Genomic DNA, 21,923 nt, shown 5'->3' on the forward strand with positions numbered 1-21,923 from the left:
AAGGTCGAACCATGAGTTTGCTCAATATCGGGATGTCGGGTCTGGCCGCTGGCCAATCCTCGTTGATGACCACCGGCAACAACATTGCCAACGTCGACACCGCCGGGTACTCCCGCCAGCAAACAGTGCAGGGCACCAAGGCCTCGCAGCAGTTCGGCAATGTCTTCATCGGCACCGGTACGACGCTGGCCGATGTGCGTCGCGTGTACAACAGCTACCTCGATGCGCAGTTGCAGACCACCACTTCGCTCAACAGCGATTCGGCCGCCTACCTGAATCAGGTCACGCCGCTGGACAAATTGCTCTCTGACACCAGCACGGGTCTGAACGGCGCACTGACCAAGTTCTTTGCCTCGGTGCAGAACGTCAATGCCAAGCCGGGTGACGATGCTTCCCGCCAGTTGTTGCTGAGCGACGCTCAGGCCTTGAGCAACCGTTTCAACTCGATGTCCAAACAGCTGACCGAGCAGAATGCCAATATCAACGGCAACCTGACGAACATGGCCGATCAGGTCAACAAGCTGGCCGCTACCGTGGCGCAGTTGAATCAGAAGATCTCCGAGGTTTCCAACTCCGGCGGCATGCCCAACGATCTGCTCGATGCGCGTAACGAAACCGTGCGTCAGCTGTCCACCTTCACCGGCGCGCAGGTCGTTGAGCGTGAAGGCAGTCTCGACATTTATCTGGGCAGCGGTCAGCCGCTGGTCATGGGTAACACGGCCAGTAAACTTGAAGTGGTACCGGGCAAAGACGATCCGGGCCGCTTGTCGCTGCAACTCAATCGTGGTTCGAGCACCATTGATATCACCGCGATCATGACTGGCGGCGAGATCGGCGGGCTGCTGCGTTATCGCAGCACCGTGCTGGACCCGGCCATGAACGAATTGGGCCGTGTGGCCCTGGTCGTCGCCGACCAGATGAACAGTCTCCAGGCCCAGGGCATCGACAAGAACGGTGACTTCGGTTCGAACCTGTTCAACAATATCAATTCGGCCAAGCTGGTCTCTGAACGCAGCGTCGCCAGCCTGAACAACGGGGGCGCCGGCAACTTTGATGTGAGCATCAAGGACACCGGCAAGCTGACCATCAACGATTACAAGGTCACGTTCACCACCGCCACCGATTACACCGTTCAGCGCCTGCCGGACAACACGCCCATGGGCTCTTTCAGCACGGCGCCGCCGGCCACGGCCGCGGTCATCGACGGCGTCGAGCTGAAGTTCAACGCGGCTTCTGCCACGGCGGGCGACTCCTTCAGGATCACCCCGACCCGCGATGCGGCGGCGAACATCAAGACCGAGATGACCGACTCCAAGCGTCTGGCCATCGCGGCACCGCTGGGCGCGGCTATTGCAGCGAGCGGCAGTGGCAGCGGCACCCTGACGATCCCGGCCAGCGGTCAACCGACCCTGACCACCAAATTCGATATCTACGACGCGGCGACCGCCACCGCGATGCAGAACGGCCTGAAAAACTCCACACCGACCAAGCTGGTATTTGGTGCGGTGTCCGCCGACGGCACCAGCCAGGCCTACCAGTTCCTGGATGCCAATGGCGGTTTGATCAGCGGCGGCACCATCAAGCCAGGTGAAAGCAACACCCTGAACCTGAGCATTCCGCTCAAGGATGCCACGGGTGCGCCGATCCCGCCTGCGCCTGCCACTCAGTACACCGCGACCTTCAGCATGACCTTCGCTGGCGCGCCGAGCAGCGGCGCGGCCATCAACGTCTCGCTCAGCCAGCCTGGCAGCCTGGACAACCGTAACGGCACCGCTCTGGCCGGCTTGCAGACCGCGCAGACCGTGGATACCGGTTCGGCCAGCAAAGGCATTTCCCTGAACGACGCTTACGGCAAACTGGTCGAGGGCGTGGGTTCCAAAGCTGCACAGGGCAAGCTCGACAGTGCGGCGACGGGCGCCATCCTGGCGAATGCCAAGGGCGCGCGCGATTCGCTCTCGGGTGTCGACCTCGATGAGGAAACCGGCAACCTGGTCAAGTATCAGCAGTACTACACCGCGTCTTCGCAGATCATCAAGGCTGCGCAGGCAATTTTCAGCACACTGATCAACAGTCTTTAAGGAGTCGTAGCCCATGCGCATTTCTACCGCCCAGTTTTACGAGTCCTCGGCTGCCAACTATTCGAAGAACTTCGCCAACGTGGTCAAGAGCAGCGAAGAGGCGAGCAGCCTGGTTCGCGTCAACACCGCCGCCGATGATCCCGTCGGTGCCTCGCGCCTGCTTCAATTAGGTCAGCAGGCTTCGATGCTCGATCAGTTCTCGAACAACATGACGACGATCAAAGCCACGCTGGGTCAGACTGAAGCGGTCATGACCAGCATCGGCAACGTGCTGCAACGCGCCAAGGAACTGGCCCTGGGTGCCGGCAACGCCGGTTATACCGATGCCGACCGCCAGGCCAACGCTTCGGAGCTCAGCCAGATCGAAGAGCAGCTGTTGAGCCTGATGAACACCAAGGACGAAAACGGCAAATACATTTTCTCCGGTTCCAAGGGCGATACCGTTCCGTTCTCGCGCAATACCGACGGCACCTACAGCTATAACGGTGATCAGGTCACGCTGGACCTGCCGATTGGCGACACCCAGTCGATGGCCACCAATAGCACCGGTTGGGCTGTGTTCCAGCAAGCCATCAACACCAGTCGCACGCAGACCACAATGACTTCGCCTGCACCGCTCGTCGATGGCGGTCGCGTGGTGCTTTCCAATGGTCAGGTAGGTTCCGACGTGACCTACAACGCCAAATTCCGCAGTGGCGAGCCTTACACCGTGAATGTCCTCAGCCCTACGCAACTGGAAATTCGCGATTCGCTGGGTAATGACGTCACGTCCGAGGCTACTGGCAATGGCGCGTTCAGCTCCTCCGGTGGTGCTGCCACACAGACGATCAATTTCCGTGGCGTTGACCTGAAGTTGAACATCAACATGAAGGCTGGCGACGTTCCGGCAACCGTGTTTCCGGCGCCTCCGTCCCCCAATGCCTACAGCTTCACCCTGGCGGCCAAGCCGGACAGCTTCAATGCGTCCCGTGCTCCGGGCAACGTGTCTAGCGAAGTCGTCACCAACACCAGCATTACCAACAGTGCCGCCTACCACGCCAGCTTTCCGGAAGGCGAGGCGATTCTCAAGTTCACCAGCCCTACGGCTTTCGAGTTGTACGCCGCGCCTCTGACCGCCAACAGCAAGCCGGTTTCCAGTGGTGTTCTGGCGGGCAACGTCGCCACCGCATCGGGTGTCGCCTTTACGCTGAGCGGCGCGCCGGCACCGACGATGCTTGCCGGTGACCAGTTCTCCGTCACGGTCAACACTCACCAGACGCAGAACATTCTGGACACCGTCAGCCAGCTGAAAACCGCGCTGTCGACGCCGACCAACAACGATCCGCTGGCCATCCAAAAGCTCAACGCAGCCATCGGTTCGGGCATCGGCAACCTTGCCAGCGGCATGGACCAGTTGACCTCCAGCATCAGCTCGGTGGGTGGTCGCGGTGCGTCGCTGACGACCCAGACCGATATCAACCAGAGCCTGGTGCAGGCCAACACGCAGACCCAGGGGGCGATCCGTGATTCGGACCCGGCCACGGTGATGACCCGCCTGACCTTGCAGCAAACCATGCTGCAGGCCTCGCAACTGGCGTTCAGCAAAATCGCTCAGTTGGGGCTGTTCAACAAAGTCTGAGTCAAAGCCTCCGCGCCGTTGGTGTGGAGGTTAAGGCACCGAGTGCAAACCGTCTTTTTTCAGCGGTTCAGGGTTGCTCTACTCGTTCCAGAGTGAGCGCCCGCCGCTCGCGAGTTCCCCCGCCGTGAAACCAACGCCTCTTGTCAGCATCGCCATTCCCGCCTACAACCCGCTGTACTTTCAGGCGGCGCTGCAAAGTGCTCTGAATCAGACTTATGCGTCGCTTGAAGTGATCGTATGTGACGACAGCGACAGCGACGAAATCCATGAGCTGGTCCAGGCTTGCACGGTGCCGAAAACCGTGACGTTGCGTTATGTGCGCAATGACCAACACCTGGGGTTCAAGGGGAATCTGATGGCCTGCGCCGAGCAGGCAACCGGCGAGTATCTCAAGCTTCTCTGTGATGACGATCAGCTGCTGCCTGAGAGTATTGCTCGTCAGGTGCAGGGTTTCATTGGTCATGACGACGTGAATCTGGTGATTGCCCAGCGTCAGTATTGCGACGGCGATTACTTGCTGCTTCCCGAGCGTCTGGAGAACTCCAGCTTTTCCTCGGGGGATACGCTGTTCAAGGGTGAAGATTTGCTGGATGTGCTGGAAAGCACGGCCATCAACTTCCTCAGTAATCTGAGTGGCGCCCTGATGCGTACTCATCAGGTGCTGGAGTATCTGCCGGCATTGACCCAGATTGGCGAAGGCTTCGTCGCCCGTCTCGATTTCGCCTTGTTCGTCTGCCTGTTGCGTCGTGGCAATCTGGCGGTAATGGGGCAGGTGCTCAGTTTCGAACGCTTGCACCCGGCGCGTATGAGCAATCAATTGGAGGTCCAGCAGGCGGTGGCGGTCGAGCTCGGCTGGCTGACCCAGATGCTGGCGGTGCGCAGCGGCGAGCCGGCACCTGCGCCAGGGCACGTTCGTTACATCGATCTGGCCAGCGCCGCCCTCGGTGAGCCGTATGCCTGGGAGGAAATGCCCCTGAGTCGCTCTCTGGGCTTTTCCGCGACCCTGATCCGTTCGCGGGTGGGTGAAAACTGTGACAGCTTCGCTGATGTGTATCAGCAATGGCTGGCCTGTCGCACCCTCAACCCGGCCCAGCAGCGCCTGTTGCCCACGCGCCTTGCCTCCTGGGCATGGCAGCCGCGGATTGTGCCGGTGGTGATTGATGCCGACGCGGACGAAGCGGCACTCGGCGTCACACTGGAAAGCATCGAACGGCAGGTCTATGCCGCCGAAACGGTTTTGGTGCTCAGCGGTGAAAATCGTGCCAGCGCTCTTGCTGGTAACGTGATTCGTGTGACCTTGCAAGGCGACGGACTTGAGCAGCTCAATGGCCTGTTGATGCAGGCGGACAGTGCGGACTGGTTCTATCTTCTGCGGGCCGGTGATCGCCTGAATGAACTGGCCTTGCTGCTTTTGGCCGAGCGGATGGTCGAGAGTGCCGACGCTCTGTGCATCTACAGCGATGAAGGTGGCTTGCGCAATGACCTGTCGGTCGAGCCGATCTTCAAGTCCGATTTCAATCTGGACCTGTTGCGCAGTTATCCCTATATCGGGCGGACACTGGCGATTCAGCGCCAGCGCTTTGTGGATGCCGGTGGATTCGACCCGGATTTCACCGAGCTAGGTCCTCATGACCTGGTCTGGCGTCTCGTTGAAAACCACGGCGCGCATGTCGTGGAGCACGTCGCCCAAGTGCTGGTCGAGTCCTCGTTCGGCCTGTCGCAATGGCTCGCGCTGCCGCAGGTGGTCGAACAAAACGCTCGTGTACTGACTGCGCACCTTGATCGCATCGGCGCTGCACACCAGGTCCGCGAAGGCAGCGTGCCGCTGATCAATCGAATTGACTACCGGCATGGCGTTCAGCCGCTGGTGTCCATCGTTGTCGTGATGCGGGACCGGCTCGGCCCGCTTCAGCGCTGCATCGAAAGCGTGCTTGAGCACACGGCGTATGCTCACTACGAATTGTTGATCGTGGACAACGCCAGCACCTCGATCGAAGCGCGGGACTGGCTCGCCGCCATGTCGCAAATGGGTGGCGAAAAATTGCGCGTGCTGCACTGCGATTACGCCGATAACCCGGCTGCGGCGCAGAACTTCGCGGTTGCTCAGGTTCGCGGCGAGTATGTGCTGTTGCTCAGTCCGGACAGCCTGATCGTCAACCGCGACTGGCTAGACGAATTGTTGAATCACGGATTGCGTCCGGAGGTGGGGGTTGTTGGTGGCCGGATGGTCAACCCTCAGGGGCGTATTGAAGGTTCGGCCCTGGTGCTGGGGATGCGCGGCCCTGTCGGCGTGCCTTGGCGCGGGGAGGTGATGACCACCCCGGGGTATATGCAGCGCCAGCAGGCGGTGCAGAATTTGAGCGCTGTGAGCACCGAGTGCCTGCTGGTCCGCAAGCAGGTGTTCGATGAGCTTCAGGGGTTTGACGAGCAGGCCTTTTCCCAACGGCTCGGCGGCCCTGACTTCTGTCTGCGTGTTCGGCAGAAGGGGTATCTGGTGGTCTGGACGCCGTATGCCGAGTCGGTCCACGTGGCTGCCGAGACGGAGAGCGGGCCGGTGGTGTCAACGCTGGTGGCTGAGCACAAGCTGTTTTATCAGCGCTGGCTGCCGATCATCGCCAGAGATCCGGCGTACAACGTCAACCTGAGCCTCAACACCAATAATTTCAGTCTTGAACCTGGTTTCAAGAACGATTGGAATCCGTTCGCCCGCCACATGCTGCCACGGGTTCTGGCAATCCCGATCAACGAGACCGCTGTAGGGCATTACCGTGTCACCCAGCCATTTCTCGAGCTGGAGGCTGCGGGGCAAGTGCTCGGTAATCTTTCGTTCCATACGCCTTCGGACATTGAGCTGGAACGTCAGTCGCCCGACGTCATCATTCTGCAAGGGCGCTACAGTGACAGTGCGGTGAATGAAGTCGAGCGGGTCAGGAACAGTTCGCGGGCCTTCCGGATCTTCGAGCTTGATGACTATGTCATCGACGTGCCGAAGAAAAATGCTCACGTGCGCAAGTCCATCGTTGGCGTTGAGCAGATCGTGCGGCGTGCGATCGGGCTGTGTGACCGGGTGGTGGTGTCGACCCAGCCGCTGGCCGATGCGCTCAAAGGTATGCATGACGATATTCGCGTGGTGCCGAACATGCTCGCTCCGCATCTTTGGACCGGCCTGAGCAGTCAGCGACGCACGTCGCGCAAACCGAGGGTCGGCTGGGGCGGTGGGACCAGCCATGATGGGGATCTGGCGATCATTGCCGATGTCGTTCGCTTGCTGGCGGATGAAGTCGAATGGGTGTTTTTCGGCATGTGCCCGCCAGCACTCAAGCCCTACGTGCATGAATTTCATCCGGCCGTCGGTCTGCAGGCTTACCCGGCCAAACTGGCCAGCCTGAACCTTGATCTGGCGTTGGCGCCGTTGGAGTTTCACATCTTCAACGACTGCAAGAGCAACTTGCGCCTGCTGGAATATGGCGCGTGCGGGTACCCGGTGATCTGTACCGACACCGAGGCTTATCGGGGTTATCTGCCGTGTACCAAGGTGGTGAGCAACGGTACCGAGGAATGGCTTGAGGCGATTCGTATGCACCTGGCTGACCCGGACGCGAGTTACCGCATGGGTGACGCGTTACGCGAAGAAGTGCTGCGCGACTATATGCTGCGAGGCAACAACCTGAATTATTGGGCTGAGGGTTGGTTGCCGAACTGACCGCTGTGATCGGGTGTATATCCGCTTTTGCGGCAACGGATATACACCCAAAGCCAGCCCCCCCCAACCCGGCTATTACGTTCCACCCCCCCCGCCCGAAGAGAAAGAGCTGGCGCGTTTCCTGCAAGTCCCCCCGATATCGCCATAAAACGAGCACTTCCGGTCAATCCAGAAGCGCCATGACCGGCATTGAAGGTTTTATCCAGAAGGCCTGCAAAAGCTTGATACAGCTTGGCTGAGCCCTGTGACGAACAAGAGGGGAGACGATGAAGGCAGTTATTTTGGCGGGCGGCCTGGGCACGCGCATCAGTGAGGAGTCGCACCTCAAACCCAAGCCGATGATTGAAATCGGCGGCAAGCCAATTCTCTGGCACATCATGAAGCAGTACTCCGCTCACGGGATCCATGACTTCGTGATTTGCCTGGGCTACAAGGGCTACGCGATCAAGGACTTCTTCGCCAACTACTTCCTGCATACCTCCGACGTCACGTTCGACATGTGCAATAACCGCATGGACGTTCACCAGAACTACAGCGAGCCATGGCGCGTGACCCTGATCGACACGGGCGAAGACACCATGACCGGTGGCCGCCTGCGTCGCGCCGCCCGTTATCTGGAAGGCGAACAGGCATTCTGCTTTACCTACGGCGATGGCGTTTCCGACCTTAATATCGGCGCCCTGGTGGACTTTCACCTGAGCCACGGCAAACTCGCGACCGTCACCGCTGTGCAGCCACCGGGCCGTTACGGCGCCCTGGAGCGCGACGGTGACAGCGTCAAAGGTTTCATTGAAAAACCGCGCGGTGACGGCGGCTGGATCAATGGCGGTTTTTTTGTCCTGTCGCCAAAAGTGCTGCCGTACATCGCTGACGACCAGACCTCCTGGGAGGCCGAGCCGCTGGCCGCGCTGGCCGACGAACAACAGCTGCAAGCGTTTCAGCACGACGGCTTCTGGCATCCGATGGACACCCTGCGCGATAAAAACCACCTTGAGCAGTTGTGGCTGAGCGGGGAGGCCCCATGGAAACAATGGGACTGAGTCCGGAATTCTGGCGTGGCAAGCGGGTTCTGCTGACGGGCCACACCGGTTTCAAAGGCAGTTGGCTGACGTTGTGGCTGCAAAGTCTCGGCGCGAAAGTCAGTGGGTTTTCCCTCGATCCGTCCACCGAGCCGAGCCTGTTTGAACTGGCGCGTGTGCACGAAGGCATCAACGATCAGCGCGGCGACCTGCGTGACCTGGGTGCCTTGCTCGAGTTGATCACCGAAACCCAACCGGAAATCGTCCTGCACCTGGCGGCCCAACCGCTGGTGCGCGAGGGTTATCGCGATCCGCTGGGGACTTACTCCAGCAACGTCATGGGCACCCTCAATCTGCTCGAAGCGATCCGTCAGGTCGGCGGCGTGCGTGCTTGTGTGCTGGTGACCACCGACAAGGTCTACGCCAACCAGGAATGGTTGTGGCCATATCGTGAAAACGAAGCGCTCGGCGGCCACGATCCTTACAGCAGCAGCAAGGCCTGCTGCGAGTTGCTGGCGCAGTCTTATGCAGCGTCGTTCTTCCCGGCCGAAAAATATGCCGAACACGGTCTGGCGTTGGCCACGGCCCGAGCCGGCAACGTGTTGGGCGGTGGTGATTTTGCCCCTGAGCGTTTGATTCCCGATGTCCTGAAAGCCTGGTCCGCCGATGAACCGGTGACCCTGCGTTACCCGCAAGCGGTCCGCCCGTGGCAACACGCGCTGGAGCCCTTGGCCGGTTACCTGCAACTGGCCGCTGGCCTTTACGAGCGAGGTCCCGAGTTCGCCGGTGCGTGGAACTTCGGCCCGGGCGAAGCGGACATGTGCAGCGTCGGCGAAGTCGTCAAACTGCTCGCCGATCGCTGGCCGCAAGCGCGTGGATTGCGCATCGAACCGAGTGATTTGCACGAAGCAGGCCTGTTGCGCCTGGACAGCAGCCGCGCCCGTCAACTGTTGGCCTGGCAACCGCGCTGGTCGTTGCAGCAATGCCTGACCCAAACCCTCGATTGGCATCTGGCCTGGCAAAACGGCGACGACATGCGTGACGTCACGTTGGGCCAGCTGAACCTGTACCGAGGCGCGCTGTGAGCGAATTTTTGTTGAAAGCCCTACCGCTGAAGGGCTTGTTCAGCGTGCAGCACAAACGCTTTGAAGACGATCGCGGGCACTTCGCCCGGTTGTTCTGCGAGGGCAGCCTGAGTGCCTTTGGCGAGGCGTTTCATATTCGCCAGATCAATCATTCCTGCACCCGCGCACGCGGGAGTGTGCGTGGTTTGCATTACCAGAATGCCAACGCGCCGGAAGCCAAGCTGATCACCTGCCTGCGCGGTGAGGTCTGGGATGTGGCGGTGGACTTGCGACCGAACTCCGCAACCTTCCTGCACTGGCACGCCGAACACCTGCGTGCCGGCGATGGCCGCAGCCTGCTCATTCCTGCCGGATTCGCCCACGGCTTCCAGACCCTGACCGACGACGCCGAATTGCTTTATCTGCACAGCGCCGACTACGCGCCGGAGCACGAAGGCGGTTTGTCGGTGAACGATCCACGGCTGGCGATTGCCTGGCCGTTGCCTGTCAATAATCTGTCAGCCAGGGACGCCAGCCATCCCTTGCTCGATGAACGCTTCGCTGGAGTGCGTCTATGAACTGCCGTGGTTGCGGAACTCCTTTGGCCTTGCCGCTGATCGATCTCGGCACCTCGCCGCCGTCGAACGCCTACGTCCGTGCCGATCAGCTGGAACAGGCCGAACAATGGGTGCCGCTGAAGGTCGCGGTGTGTCAGCAGTGCTGGTTGGTGCAAACCGAGGATTACACCAGCGCCGACAGCCTGTTCGATGCCGAGTATGCTTATTTCAGTTCGTTCTCCAGCACCTGGCTGGCGCATGCCGATCGCTACGTCGCCGAGATGGTCGAGCGTTTCGGCCTGACCGCCGACAGCCGTGTGGTGGAAATCGCCGCCAATGACGGTTATCTGTTGCAGTACGTCGCCGGCCGCGGCATCCCTTGCCTGGGCGTTGAGCCGACCCGCAGCACCGCGCAAGCGGCGCGCGAAAAAGGCCTGGAAATCCGCGAGTTGTTCTTCGGCCGAAACACCGCTGCGCAATTGGTCGGTGAAGGCTGGTCCGCGGACCTGATGGCTGCCAACAACGTGTTGGCCCACGTGCCGGACATCAATGATTTCCTCGGTGGTTTCGCGACCTTGCTCAAGCCGACCGGCGTGGCAACGTTCGAGTTTCCGCAACTGCTGGCGCTGATGGCCGGGCAGCAGTTCGACACGCTGTATCACGAGCACTATTCCTACCTGTCCCTGACCGCCGTGCATACATTGTGCGAACGCAACGGTCTGGAAGTCTTCGACGTCAGTCAGCTGTCGACCCATGGCGGTTCGTTGCGGGTCTTCGTCCAGCGGGCTGATGGTGTTCGTCGTGACGTGCAGCCTGCGGTTGCTCGGCAATTGCAGGCCGAACTCGTCGCCGGGGTGAAAACGCCCGAGTACTACGCGACCCTCGCGCCGGCCGCCGAACGTATCAAACACGAACTGCTGCGCTTTCTGCTCAAGGCCAAGGCTGACGGCAAGCGTGTGGTCGGTTACGGTGCCGCCGCCAAGGGCAACACCTTGCTCAACTACGCCGGGGTCAAACCGGACCTGCTGGCCTGGGTCGCCGACGCCAACCCGCACAAGCAGGGCAAGTACCTGCCGGGCAGTCGCATTCCGATTGTTTCGCCGGCGCAGATCGAGTTGGAAAAACCGGATTACGTGCTGGTATTGCCGTGGAACCTGTTGCACGAAGTCAGCCAGCAGCTGGCTCAGGTGCGTCAGTGGGATGGTCGCTTCGTGATCGCCGTGCCTGAGTTGACCGTCCTGTGAAAGTGCTGGTGACCGGTGCTACCGGGTTCGTTGGCCGCCATTTGGTCGCGGCGTTGCTCGCCCGTGGCTGCGCAGTTCGCGCGGTGGCGCGCAACGCCGAAACCGCAGCGAGCTTGCCGTGGATCAATGCCGTGGAGTTCATCAAGGCTGATATTCACGGCGCAGACCTGGACATCGGCGCATTGACCAATGGTATCGACGCCTTGGCGCATTTGGCCTGGCCGGGCTTGCCCAACTATCAGGCGCTGTTTCACTTCGAGCACAACCTGATGGCCGATTACCGCTTCATCAAGGGCGCGGTCGAGGCGGGCGTACCCCAAGTGCTGGTCACCGGCACCTGCTTCGAATACGGGATGCAAAGCGGGCCGCTCAACGAGCAGACCGCGCCGCAGCCGGGCAACCCATACGGGTTGGCCAAAAATACCCTGCGCCTGTTCCTCGAAAACCTGCAGCGGGTTCAACCGTTCACGCTGCAATGGGCGCGGCTGTTTTACCTGCACGGCGCGGGGCAAAACCCCAACAGTCTGCTCGCAGCGCTGGACCGGGCGATCGATGCCGGCGACCAGTGCTTCAACATGTCGGGCGGCGAACAATTGCGCGATTACCTGGCGATCGAGACGGCTGCCGGTTACCTCGCGGCGATCATGCAACAGCGTGACTTCGACGGTGTGATCAATTGCGCCAGCGGCCAGCCGGTTTCGGTGCGGGCGCTGGTCGAACAGCGTGTGCGTGAACGCGGCGCGGCGATCGATTTGAACCTGGGTCATTACCCATACCCGACCCACGAACCGATGGCGTTCTGGGGCGTGGCGGACCGTTTGCAACAGCTACTGGGAGCAGAGCATGAGGCATGAGTTGTATCGGGTCGCCGACCTGCCGGTGTTGCAGAACCGGACCTTTGCCGACCCGGCGTCGGCCAGGGCCTCGGCGAGCGCCGACATGGTGCTGGTACAGGATGAAAAGAGCGGGTTGATCTTCAACCAGGCCTTCGATGCCGACAAGCTCAGCTACGACGCCGACTACCAGAACGAGCAGGCGCATTCGGGCCAGTTCCAGAAGCACCTGAGCGATGTCGAAGGCATCATTGCCCGTCACTTCAAGGGGCAGGAACTGATCGAAGTCGGCTGCGGCAAAGGCTACTTTCTCGAACTGCTCAAAGGTCTGGGCTACGCCATCACCGGCATCGACCCGGCCTACGAAGGCAACAACGCCGATGTGATCAAGGCGCCGTTCACCCGTGGCCTCGGCCTGGCGGCAGATGCCATCGTGCTGCGTCATGTGCTGGAACACATCCAGGACCCGGTGAGTTTTCTGGCCGAGATGGCCGACGCCAATCAGGGCGGGCAGATCTACATCGAGGTGCCGTGCTTCGACTGGATCCTCGAACACCGCGCCTGGTTCGACCTGTTCTATGAGCATGTCAATTATTTCCGCCTCGATGACCTGCGCCGGATGTTCGGCACCGTGCATGAGGCCGGTCACCTGTTCGGTGGCCAATACCTGTACATCGTCGCGGACCTTGCGACCTTGCGCCTGACCCCGGAACAACCGGTGTCACGCCTGGACCTGCCGCGTGCCTTCACCGGCAGCCTCGAGCGCGCGGTGCAAATCATTCAGGCAAACCCGGAGCAGGGTTCGGCGATCTGGGGCGCGTCGTCCAAAGGCGTGATCTATTCGCTGTTCCTGCAACGGGCCGGTGTGGCGGTGGATCGCGTGGTGGATATCAACCCGGCCAAACAGGGGCGCTATCTGCCCCTGAGCGGCGCGCGCGTGTCCTCGCCCCAAGAGGCGATGGACGCCTTGCCCGAAGGCGCCAACCTGTTTGTGATGAACTCCAACTACCTCGAAGAAATCAAGCGGATGACCGGTGGACGCTACGTCTATCACGCCGTAGACAGCGCTTCGTTCCAGTGACTATTGAGACTTATAAAATGACCGACAACACCATCAATAAAGCGTTCGAAGCCGAGTGCCAGGCAGAAATCGCGCGTCAGGGCGATGACCAGAAACTGACGGGTCTGGCCCGGGATTTCTTCAACGAATCGGCCAGACACAAATACAGCTACCACTTCTCGTGGATGGGGCGCCCGATCATTCAGCTGCCGCAAGACATGATGGCGATGCAAGAGATCATCTGGCAGGTCAAGCCGGACCTGGTGATCGAATGCGGCATCGCCCATGGCGGCTCGATCATCTACTACGCGTCCCTGCTGGAGCTGCAAGGTCACGGCGAAGTGCTGGGCATCGACCTCGACATCCGTGCACACAACCGCGAAGCCATCGAAAGCCATCCGATGAGCAAGCGCATCTCGATGATCGAAGGTTCGAGTATCGACCCGACTATCGCCGCACAAGTGCGCGCCGCGGCCGAGGGCAAGAAAGTCATTCTGGTACTGGACTCCAACCACACCCACGATCACGTGCTCGAAGAACTGCGTTTGTATGCGCCGCTGGTGTCGGTGGGCAGCTACTGCGTCGTCATGGACACCGTGGTCGAAGACATGCCGGAAGATGCGTTCCCGGACCGTCCTTGGGGCCCGGGCGATAACCCGAAAACCGCGGTCTGGGCCTACCTGGAAGAAAACCGCGATTTCGAAATTGACCGCGCGATGGATAACAAGCTGCTGATTTCAGTGGCGCCGGATGGCTACCTGCGCCGCGTGCGTTAAGCGACACCTTTATTCAAGCGTTCAACGGGCAATCGGTCTGTGGTGGGGAAGGATATGCAAGGCATTTACGGTTCTGAAAACACGCTGCCCCTGAGTGAACTGTTCACTCTGGTGCTGATTTCACACAATCGCCCGGCGTTTTTGCGCAGGGCATTGCAGTTCTACAGCACATTGCCTTGCAAAATTCTGGTCCTCGATTCATCGACCGTTGCGCTGGAGGGCGCGGCTGCGATCGCGGACACCGTCGACTACCGGCATTTGCCGCAGTTTGGATACTGGGGAATCCAGACCAAACTGGTGTACGGCGTCGAGCAGGTCACCACGCCGTATATGGTCTTCGCCTCCGACGATGATTTTCTGCTGCACGGTGCCCTTACCGAGTCCGTGAACTTCCTCGAAGCCAACCCGGACTACGGTCTGTGCCATGGCTATTGCCTGATGTACCTGACCCACTCCAACTATGTGCAGTACTACCGTCGTGACAAAAAAGTGCACGAGGACTACAACGCCGAGCGCGGTCAGGATCGTGTACTCGATTACATGAGCCAGTACATTCCGCCGTTCTATGCGGTTCACCGCACCTCGTTGCTGCGTGACTGGTATCAGGCGTTGCCTGAAAAAACGATCTTCGAGTGGCAGGAAATCGGGCATGTCTACTACATGCTGGCTCGGGCCAAGGCGCGGATTCTCCCGTCGCCTTACGTGGTGCGTGAGGTCAACTATGGCCGCTCGGATCACAACACCGAAATCATGACGACCCTGACCTTCAAGGATGCGCGTTCAGTGGCGGAGCGCGAGCGCTTTGCCGGTTTTCTGGCGTCGCTGCCGACCGGCATCAGTGGCCTGGATGAACAACAGACTGCAGAGGTTGCCCTGCAGAGCTTCGCCGTCCTGGCCGAAAGCCTGACAACCCGTAAGGCGCTGACCATCGAACCGATTTTCGAGTCTTACTGGAAGGATCCGACGGTGGAACCGAAGCGCGTCTTCGGGCCTCAGCAATACGTCGAAATGCCGTTCTACAACAGCGCTTTCTTTGAACAACTCACGCAATGCGAGTTTCTCCTGCATGCGATGCCGGCCGGGCGTTTGCAACTCGAAGAAATGGAAGGCGCATTGCTCAAGCAAGAGGCCTTGCAGCGCACCTACTCCAATGACAGTTCGGCAACGATCCAGAACCGTCTGCTTGAAGCGGTGCAGTTAGGAGCCTTCAACCGCCGGGTGGTGCAAAAACTGGCGCAGCAGTTGCGGCAGATGGACGAGCCTGCCGATGCGCAGGTGCTGACCGACTGGGTTCAGCGTCTGGACAGTGTGCCGACCTTCGACAGTCGCCAGTTGCTCGACACGATGCCTTCGGGACGTCTGCACAACTGGCTGCAAGCCCGGCAACCGAACGACACCGCGGTGAGGAGGATCAACCAGCACCTGGCGGCTAACGACGGGGGGCCTCAGTTCGGCATTCTGCTGCTCGATCTGGACGCAGACATGGACAAACTCCAGGTCACTCTGGATAGCCTCATGGAGAGTGCATTCCGGGCGTTCAAGGTGGTGATCTTCACCACGGGCGACTTGCCTGCCGTCACCACTGCACAGAACACCCTGCATTTCGTCAAAGTCACGACGGCCAATTACGTCGACAAGCTGAACCAGATCGCTCGCCAGTCGACTTCGGACTGGCTGCTGCTGGCCGAGGCGGGTGACGAATTCACCGCAGCCGGTTTCTTGCGCGCCAGTCTCGAGTTGCAGAACGCCGAGGGTTGCCGTGCGGTGGCGATGGACGAAATTCATCGCCAGGCCAATGGCACGCTGGTCGATGTGTTCCGTCCAGCCTTCAATCTCGACCTGTTGCAGAGCATGCCGGCACTCGTTGCGCGGCACTGGCTGATTCGCCGTGAAACGCTGGTGGAGGTCGGTGGTTTTGCCCGCGAACTCACCTCGGCACTCGAGTTCGACCTGCTGCTGCGCTTGGTCGAAACCGGTGGCCTGGCCGGTCTTGCCCATTTGGCCGAGCCGTTGCTGATCACTGCCGCACCTGATTTCGCACCCAATGATCACGAGCGTCAGGCGTTGGTTCGTCATCTGGCGACGCGCGGTTATCAGGCCCAGGTCAGCACCGAAGTGTCGGGTGGTTACCGTATCGACTACCGTCATGCCGGTCGCCCGAAGGTGTCGATCATCATCCATAGCGAGGACAACCTCGAGCACTTGCAGCGCTGCCTGGTCAGCGTCTTGCAGCGCACACGCTATCAACATAATGAAATCGTCATTGCCGATAACCACAGCCAGTCCACCGAGCTTCTCGCCTGGCTCGACAACCTGGAGAAAAACGGTGCCGGCCGGATTCGTCTGGTCAAGGCCGCACATCGCCTGAGCGCGTCAGCCCTGATCAACCTGGCCGTCGAGCAGGCGCAAGGGGAATACCTGGTGCTGCTGGCGGCGGACGCCGAAGTGGTCAACGCGAACTGGATCGAGGCGTTACTCAATCAGGCCCAGCGTCCCGAAGTCGGGGTGGTCGGTGCCAAGCTGCTGGATCGTGAAGGCCGTGTGACCGGTGCCGGCCTGATTCTGGGGCTCAACGGCGAGGTCGCTTCACCCTTCATCGGCGAGAAAAAGGACGCGTCGGGCTATATGCGCAGACTGCTCGTCGAACAGAATTATTCGGCCGTCAGCGGTGCCTGCCTGATGATTCGCAAGGAAGTTTTCGTTGCCCTCGGCGGGCTGGATCGTGAGCATTTCGATGAGGTGTACGCCGATGTCGATCTCTGCCTGAAAGTCGCCGACGCTGGTTTGCTCACGGTGTGGACGCCGCAGGTTCAGATTGCCCACCCGGGAACCTTGCCGAACGATCCAAATGCAGTGGCCGCCCTGCGTGACAAGTGGCAGGCGCGCTTTGCGCACGATGAGGCTTACAACCAGAACCTGGCTTTGACCGGCAAGGGCTTTACCCTCGGTGACGCATCCAGTGTGAACTGGGCGCAGTTGCTTGCATAAGCCTGACTGACAGGTACAAGGACTCAACGCATGTTCAACGGTAAATCGATTTTCATCTCTGGCGGCACTGGCTCGTTCGGGCGCAATTTCATCCGCCGTCTGCTGGAGCAATATCAGCCGAAGCGGGTGGTCGTGTTCTCGCGCGATGAGCTTAAACAGTACGAGATGCAGCAGACGTTCAACGCGCCGTGCATGCGTTATTTCCTGGGTGATGTGCGCGACGCCGACCGTTTACGTCAGGCCATGCGCGGCATCGATTACGTGGTGCATGCCGCGGCACTGAAACAAGTGCCGGCGGCAGAGTACAACCCGACGGAATGCATCCGTACCAACGTCAACGGCGCGGAAAACATCATCGCCGCGGCCATCGACAATGGCGTGGAAAAAGTCGTCGCGCTGTCCACCGACAAGGCTGCCAGCCCGATCAACCTGTACGGCGCTACCAAGCTGCTGTCGGACAAGTTGTTTGTCGCCGCGAACAACATTGCCGGTGACCAGAACACCCGATTTTCGGTGGTTCGTTATGGCAACGTCGCCGGCTCGCGGGGGTCGGTGGTGCCGTTTTTCAGCAAGTTGATTGTCGAGGGCGCCACGGAGCTGCCGATCACCGATGAACGCATGACGCGTTTCTGGATCACCCTCGATCACGGTGTGCAGTTTGTGCTCGACAGCTTCGCGCGTATGCACGGTGGTGAAGTGTTCGTGCCGAAGATTCCGTCGATTCGCATCGTCGATCTGGCATTGGGCATGGCTGAACATTTGCCCCACAAGCATGTCGGTATTCGTCCTGGAGAAAAACTCCATGAGTTGATGGTGCCGTTGGATGACGCGCGGATGACCCTGGAGTTCGCCGATCACTACACCATTCAGCCCTCGATTCGTTTCACCAGCGTCGACGTGGATTTTGCCGTCGACAAACTGGGCGAGCGGGGCCGGCCGGTCAATGAAGACTTCGAGTACCGTTCCGACACCAATCCGCACTACCTGTCGGTCGGCCAGATTGCCGATCTGCACGCGAAGCTGTCAGCATGATTCCCTACGGTCGGCAGAGCCTCGATCAGGCAGACATTGATGCGGTGGTCGCCGTGTTGCAGTCGGACTGGCTCACTCAAGGGCCGACCATCGAGCGCTTCGAACAAGCCATGGCCGAACGTTGCCAGGCTGATTTTGCGGTGGCGGTGTGCAATGCCACGGCGGCGTTGCACATTGCCTGCCTCGCGGCGGGACTCGGACCGGGTGATCGGCTATGGACCACGCCGAACACGTTCCTGGCCTCGGCTAACTGTGGCCGCTATTGCGGCGCCGAGGTGGGTTTTGTCGACATCGATCCACTGACATGGAACCTCGACGCCCACGCGCTGGCATCGAAGCTTGAGGCCGCCGAGCGCGATGGAACACTGCCAAAAGTGCTGGTGGCGGTGGCGTTTTCCGGTCAGAGCTGCGACATGCGGACCATTGCTGGACTGGCCAAACGTTACGGCGTTACGGTAATCGAGGACGCCTCCCACGCGGTCGGGGCCTCCTATGCCGGGCGCCCCGTGGGTTGCGGTGAATTCGCGGCGATGACGGTGTTCAGTTTTCACCCGGTGAAAATCATCACCAGCGCCGAGGGTGGCATGGTGTTGACCAACCGCCCTGAACTGGCCGAGCGCTTGCAGCGCCTACGCAGCCACGGTATGACCCGCGATCCGCATCAGATGACCGAACCCAGTCACGGCCCGTGGTACTACCAGCAAGTGGAACTGGGCTTCAATTACCGGATCACCGACCTGCAAGCCGCACTCGGCCTGTCGCAACTGAACAAGCTCGATGGCTTCATCGCGCGTCGCCGTGAACTGGTGGCGCGTTATGAGCGGTTGCTGGCGTACTTGCCGCTGACCTTGCCCGGCGCGCAGGCCGAGGCCGAATCGGCGTGGCATCTGTACGTAGTTCGGTTGCACACAGACCGGATCAAGCTCAGCCATCGACAAGTGTTTGAAGGCTTGCGAACGGCCGGGGTCGGTGTGAACCTGCACTACATACCGGTGCATTTGCAGCCGTACTATCGCGACCTGGGGTTTGCCGAAGGTGACTTTCCGCAGGCTGAGCGGTATTACGCCGAAGCCATCAGCCTGCCGATGTTTCCTTTGCTGAGCGATGAACAGCAGGACTATGTGGTGGCGCAGCTGCGGGGTCTGTTACTCGAGGCGTAGAAAGCGCTTGAGTGGCAGTTGTTCCGGCTCGCGGTGTCAGCCCGTAAATCGTGAACAATCTTTTGATGACCAATACAACGGGAGTGGCTTTGTGAAAGGGCAGCAGGCAGCACGGGGAGCAGGAGCGCACAGCGCTCGGCCACTGGTTCTGAGCATCGCCGGACGTCGTATCGGTCCGGCCGAGCCTCCTTACATCGTTGCCGAGATGTCAGGGAACCATAACGGCGACATCAACCGTGCCTTTCGCATTATTGAAGCCGCCAAGCTGGCTGGCGCTGATGCGGTCAAGATTCAGACGTACCGAGCCGACACCATCACCATCGACCACTGCGGGGCAGAGTTCATGGTGAGCGGTGGCCTCTGGGATGGACGTCGCCTCTATGAGCTTTATGAAGAAGCGCACACGCCGTGGGCGTGGCACGAAGCGATCTTTGAACATGGCCGCAAGGTCGGGATCACGGTGTTTTCATCGCCCTTCGATGCTACGGCCGTGGACTTCCTCGAGTCTCTTGGTGCACCTGCTTACAAGATCGCATCACCTGAATTGATCGACCTGCCGCTCATTCGCAAGGTGGCGCGCACGGGCAAGCCCATCGTGATGTCCACTGGCATGGCGACGCTGGAGGAAATCGGTGAAGCGATAGAGGCTGCGCGTGGGGCCGGGGCCACGGAAATTGTGGTACTGCACTGCACAGCCGCGTATCCGGCGCCGCCAGAGGAAGCCAATCTGGCAACGATCGCCGAAATCGCCCGGCGTTTCGATGTCGTGGCCGGGCTTTCCGACCATACGCTTGGCACGGTGGTGTCCGCCATTGCAGTGGGGCTGGGGGCGTCTTTCATTGAAAAACATTTCACCCTTGCCCGCGCAGAGGGTGGGGTCGATAGTGCCTTTTCGCTGGAGCCCGCAGAACTGGCCGAGCTCGTGACGACGGCGCGCATCGCCCATGTGGCGGTCGGTGCTCCCGCATTCGAACCCACGCGGTCGGAAGAAATTGTCCTGAAAAATCGCCGTTCACTCTATGTCGTGGCGCCTGTCGCCAAGGGCGAGATGTTGACGGAGGAAAATGTGCGCTCTATCCGTCCCGGCAACGGACTCAAACCCAAGTTTTTCGAAGCAGTGCTTGGGCGCAGGGCGGTACGTGCGCTTGCCTTTGGCGAGCCACTCGACGCCTCGATGTTCGAAGGGGGAATTGATACATGACTGGCACACCGACCGCTGTTGCGATCATTCCTGCCAGAGGGGGCAGCAAGCGAATCCCGCGTAAAAACATCCGCCTCTTTCGCGGTCGCCCCATGCTGGCCTGGTCCATCGAAGCGGCGCTCGAATCCGGTGCCTTCGACACCGTCATGGTCAGCACCGATGATCCGGAGATTGCAGAAATTTCGCGCGCCTTGGGTGCCGAAGTGCCATTTCTGCGCTCGGCCACCGCGGCGGATGATCACGCCACCACGTCGCAAGTTCTGCTTGAAGTGCTGGATCAATACGCCGAGGCGGGTATGCAATTCGATCTTGCCTGCTGCCTTTACCCGACGGCGCCATTCGTGCGGGCACAGGACCTTGCTGACGGACGCGCGACGCTGCTGGGGAGCCGGTTCGACGTCATCATGCCTGTGGCTGCTTTTTCCTATCCGATCTGGCGCTCGCTGCAACGGGAGGACGATGGATGCATCGCCCTCAACTTCCCTGAAAACCTCAACGCCAGGTCACAGGACCTTCCGATTGCCTATCACGATGCGGGTCAGTGGTACTGGTTCCGCACCGAGGCATTTCTGCGCGATCACGTGTTGATGGGGGCGAACACCGGTTCGATCATTCTGCCCGCAATGCAGGTGCAGGATATCGATACCGAGGAAGACTGGGCGCTTGCCGAGTTGAAACATGAAAGGATGTTTTGATGAATGACCAGCGTCTACGCCGGCACGAGCTCGGTTTTCTGGAAGTTGTGGATCGCCCTACAGCAGAGGCCTTGAGCGAATATTATGCGCAGGCTTACTTTCAGAACGCGGCCAGTAGCAGTTTTCGAACATCTTATTCCGAAGAAGAACTCGAGGTCATCGAGCTGCGAATCGCGCAAAAGGCAGGCCAGGCTCGCACGCTCTTGAGTGATGACCAGCCCGGCAGCCTCCTTGATGTCGGTTGCGGTGAAGGCTTCGTGCTCAGGTACTTCGAGCGGCTCGGGTGGCAGGTTCAAGGCATCGACTACAGCCGCGCAGGCGTGCAACAGGTCAATCCGGCTTACGCCGACCATGTTGAGCAAGGAGATGTTTTCGAACTGCTCGAGGCCCGTATCGCGTCTGAAAAACAATACGATCTGGTCTGGCTGGGCAACGTGCTCGAGCATGTTCTGGATCCTGTCAGCCTGCTGCAATCACTGCGCTGTTTAGTGGCTCCAGACGGGCTTCTTGTAGTGACTGTTCCGAACGACGGCACTCCTTATCACGAGGAACTGTACGCGACGGGCACGATACCTGACCGGTTCTGGATCGCTGTGCCCGATCATCTATCGTACTTCACCGCTGACAGCCTGCGCCGAACGGCCGAGGCAACGGGCTGGGATTGCCTTTCGATTCAGGGCGATTTCCCGATCGACCTGTTTCTCGCACATGACGGATCAAACTACGTCGCCGATCGTTCCCAAGGGGCGGCAGCCCACCGGGCCCGGTTGATGCTCGAACGGCTGATCGGCCAGGCCGGCATCGAGGCATCCAATCGCTTCTACGCTGCACTCGTTGATGTGGGGTTCGGTCGCAACCTGACCGCGTTCTTTAGACCGAAACCCTGAGGATTCAC

16 protein-coding genes are annotated in these 21,923 nt (G+C 60.2%); all 16 read left to right on the forward strand.

The features are described 5' to 3' along the window. The first annotated feature begins 11 nt into the window (after positions 1 to 11). The gene (gene flgK, locus F8N43_RS11750) at positions 12 to 2,078 is read left to right on the forward strand and encodes a flagellar hook-associated protein FlgK (RefSeq protein WP_150630261.1); all 2,067 of its coding nucleotides are present in this window, start codon (positions 12 to 14) and stop codon (positions 2,076 to 2,078) included. Positions 2,079 to 2,091: 13 nt separating this feature from the next. Further along, positions 2,092 to 3,696, forward strand: a complete 1,605-nt coding sequence (locus tag F8N43_RS11755; protein ID WP_150630260.1) for a flagellar hook-associated protein 3 — start codon at positions 2,092 to 2,094, stop codon at positions 3,694 to 3,696. Between the two features lie 124 nt (positions 3,697 to 3,820). Further along, the gene (locus tag F8N43_RS11760) at positions 3,821 to 7,399 is read left to right on the forward strand and encodes a glycosyltransferase (protein ID WP_150653810.1); all 3,579 of its coding nucleotides are present in this window, start codon (positions 3,821 to 3,823) and stop codon (positions 7,397 to 7,399) included. A gap of 266 nt (positions 7,400 to 7,665) precedes the next feature. Continuing rightward, positions 7,666 to 8,439 carry a glucose-1-phosphate cytidylyltransferase gene (rfbF, locus tag F8N43_RS11765; RefSeq protein WP_150637681.1) on the forward strand — a complete coding sequence of 258 codons (774 nt, stop codon included), beginning with the start codon at positions 7,666 to 7,668 and terminating at the stop codon, positions 8,437 to 8,439. Continuing rightward, the gene (gene rfbG / locus F8N43_RS11770; protein WP_150637683.1) at positions 8,421 to 9,503 is read left to right on the forward strand and encodes a CDP-glucose 4,6-dehydratase; all 1,083 of its coding nucleotides are present in this window, start codon (positions 8,421 to 8,423) and stop codon (positions 9,501 to 9,503) included. The genes rfbF and rfbG overlap by 19 nt, the downstream gene beginning before the upstream one ends. Beyond that, the gene (locus F8N43_RS11775; RefSeq protein WP_150630257.1) at positions 9,500 to 10,060 is read left to right on the forward strand and encodes a dTDP-4-dehydrorhamnose 3,5-epimerase family protein; all 561 of its coding nucleotides are present in this window, start codon (positions 9,500 to 9,502) and stop codon (positions 10,058 to 10,060) included. The genes rfbG and F8N43_RS11775 overlap by 4 nt, the downstream gene beginning before the upstream one ends. Continuing rightward, on the forward strand, positions 10,057 to 11,283 hold the full coding sequence (locus F8N43_RS11780) for a class I SAM-dependent methyltransferase (protein WP_150630256.1): 1,227 nt from the start codon (positions 10,057 to 10,059) through the stop codon (positions 11,281 to 11,283). The genes F8N43_RS11775 and F8N43_RS11780 overlap by 4 nt, the downstream gene beginning before the upstream one ends. Then, positions 11,280 to 12,137, forward strand: a complete 858-nt coding sequence (locus F8N43_RS11785; RefSeq protein ID WP_150630255.1) for an NAD-dependent epimerase/dehydratase family protein — start codon at positions 11,280 to 11,282, stop codon at positions 12,135 to 12,137. Before F8N43_RS11780 ends, F8N43_RS11785 begins: the two co-directional genes overlap by 4 nt. Then, positions 12,127 to 13,197 carry a class I SAM-dependent methyltransferase gene (locus tag F8N43_RS11790; protein ID WP_150630254.1) on the forward strand — a complete coding sequence of 357 codons (1,071 nt, stop codon included), beginning with the start codon at positions 12,127 to 12,129 and terminating at the stop codon, positions 13,195 to 13,197. Before F8N43_RS11785 ends, F8N43_RS11790 begins: the two co-directional genes overlap by 11 nt. 17 nt (positions 13,198 to 13,214) lie before the next feature. Beyond that, the gene (locus tag F8N43_RS11795; RefSeq protein WP_150630253.1) at positions 13,215 to 13,952 is read left to right on the forward strand and encodes a cephalosporin hydroxylase family protein; all 738 of its coding nucleotides are present in this window, start codon (positions 13,215 to 13,217) and stop codon (positions 13,950 to 13,952) included. Positions 13,953 to 14,006: 54 nt separating this feature from the next. Further along, positions 14,007 to 16,940: a TIGR00180 family glycosyltransferase gene (locus tag F8N43_RS11800; protein ID WP_150653811.1), complete on the forward strand. Its 2,934-nt coding sequence runs from the start codon at positions 14,007 to 14,009 to the stop codon at positions 16,938 to 16,940. Positions 16,941 to 16,970: 30 nt separating this feature from the next. Then, entirely contained in the window at positions 16,971 to 17,972 is a 1,002-nt protein-coding gene (gene pseB / locus F8N43_RS11805; protein WP_150653812.1) for a UDP-N-acetylglucosamine 4,6-dehydratase (inverting), read from the forward strand. Continuing rightward, positions 17,969 to 19,132 carry a UDP-4-amino-4,6-dideoxy-N-acetyl-beta-L-altrosamine transaminase gene (pseC, locus tag F8N43_RS11810; protein ID WP_150653813.1) on the forward strand — a complete coding sequence of 388 codons (1,164 nt, stop codon included), beginning with the start codon at positions 17,969 to 17,971 and terminating at the stop codon, positions 19,130 to 19,132. Before pseB ends, pseC begins: the two co-directional genes overlap by 4 nt. Before the next feature lie 91 nt (positions 19,133 to 19,223). Further along, on the forward strand, positions 19,224 to 20,333 hold the full coding sequence (pseI, locus tag F8N43_RS11815; RefSeq protein ID WP_224787821.1) for a pseudaminic acid synthase: 1,110 nt from the start codon (positions 19,224 to 19,226) through the stop codon (positions 20,331 to 20,333). Beyond that, the gene (gene pseF, locus F8N43_RS11820) at positions 20,330 to 21,028 is read left to right on the forward strand and encodes a pseudaminic acid cytidylyltransferase (RefSeq protein ID WP_150653814.1); all 699 of its coding nucleotides are present in this window, start codon (positions 20,330 to 20,332) and stop codon (positions 21,026 to 21,028) included. Before pseI ends, pseF begins: the two co-directional genes overlap by 4 nt. Next, a complete protein-coding gene (locus F8N43_RS11825; RefSeq protein WP_150637690.1) occupies positions 21,028 to 21,915 on the forward strand; it encodes a class I SAM-dependent methyltransferase in 888 nt (295 codons plus the stop codon). The genes pseF and F8N43_RS11825 overlap by 1 nt, the downstream gene beginning before the upstream one ends. Positions 21,916 to 21,923: the final 8 nt, after the last annotated feature.

Origin of the sequence: Pseudomonas fluorescens, from assembly GCF_902498065.1 — a bacterium.
GTDB lineage: Bacteria > Pseudomonadota > Gammaproteobacteria > Pseudomonadales > Pseudomonadaceae > Aquipseudomonas > Aquipseudomonas fluorescens_BJ.

Bases quoted from the DNA above. Each gene is read 5' to 3' on its own strand.
- F8N43_RS11800 (WP_150653811.1), top strand. From the start codon at position 14,007: ATGCAAGGCATTTACGGTTCTGAAAACACGCTGCCCCTGAGTGAACTG.
- F8N43_RS11790 (WP_150630254.1), top strand. From the start codon at position 12,127: ATGAGGCATGAGTTGTATCGGGTCGCCGACCTGCCGGTGTTGCAGAAC.
- flgK (WP_150630261.1), top strand. From the start codon at position 12: ATGAGTTTGCTCAATATCGGGATGTCGGGTCTGGCCGCTGGCCAATCC.
- F8N43_RS11795 (WP_150630253.1), top strand. From the start codon at position 13,215: ATGACCGACAACACCATCAATAAAGCGTTCGAAGCCGAGTGCCAGGCA.
- F8N43_RS11755 (WP_150630260.1), top strand. From the start codon at position 2,092: ATGCGCATTTCTACCGCCCAGTTTTACGAGTCCTCGGCTGCCAACTAT.
- F8N43_RS11780 (WP_150630256.1), top strand. From the start codon at position 10,057: ATGAACTGCCGTGGTTGCGGAACTCCTTTGGCCTTGCCGCTGATCGAT.
- rfbG (WP_150637683.1), top strand. From the start codon at position 8,421: ATGGAAACAATGGGACTGAGTCCGGAATTCTGGCGTGGCAAGCGGGTT.
- F8N43_RS11825 (WP_150637690.1), top strand. From the start codon at position 21,028: ATGAATGACCAGCGTCTACGCCGGCACGAGCTCGGTTTTCTGGAAGTT.
- pseF (WP_150653814.1), top strand. From the start codon at position 20,330: ATGACTGGCACACCGACCGCTGTTGCGATCATTCCTGCCAGAGGGGGC.
- pseB (WP_150653812.1), top strand. From the start codon at position 16,971: ATGTTCAACGGTAAATCGATTTTCATCTCTGGCGGCACTGGCTCGTTC.
- pseC (WP_150653813.1), top strand. From the start codon at position 17,969: ATGATTCCCTACGGTCGGCAGAGCCTCGATCAGGCAGACATTGATGCG.
- rfbF (WP_150637681.1), top strand. From the start codon at position 7,666: ATGAAGGCAGTTATTTTGGCGGGCGGCCTGGGCACGCGCATCAGTGAG.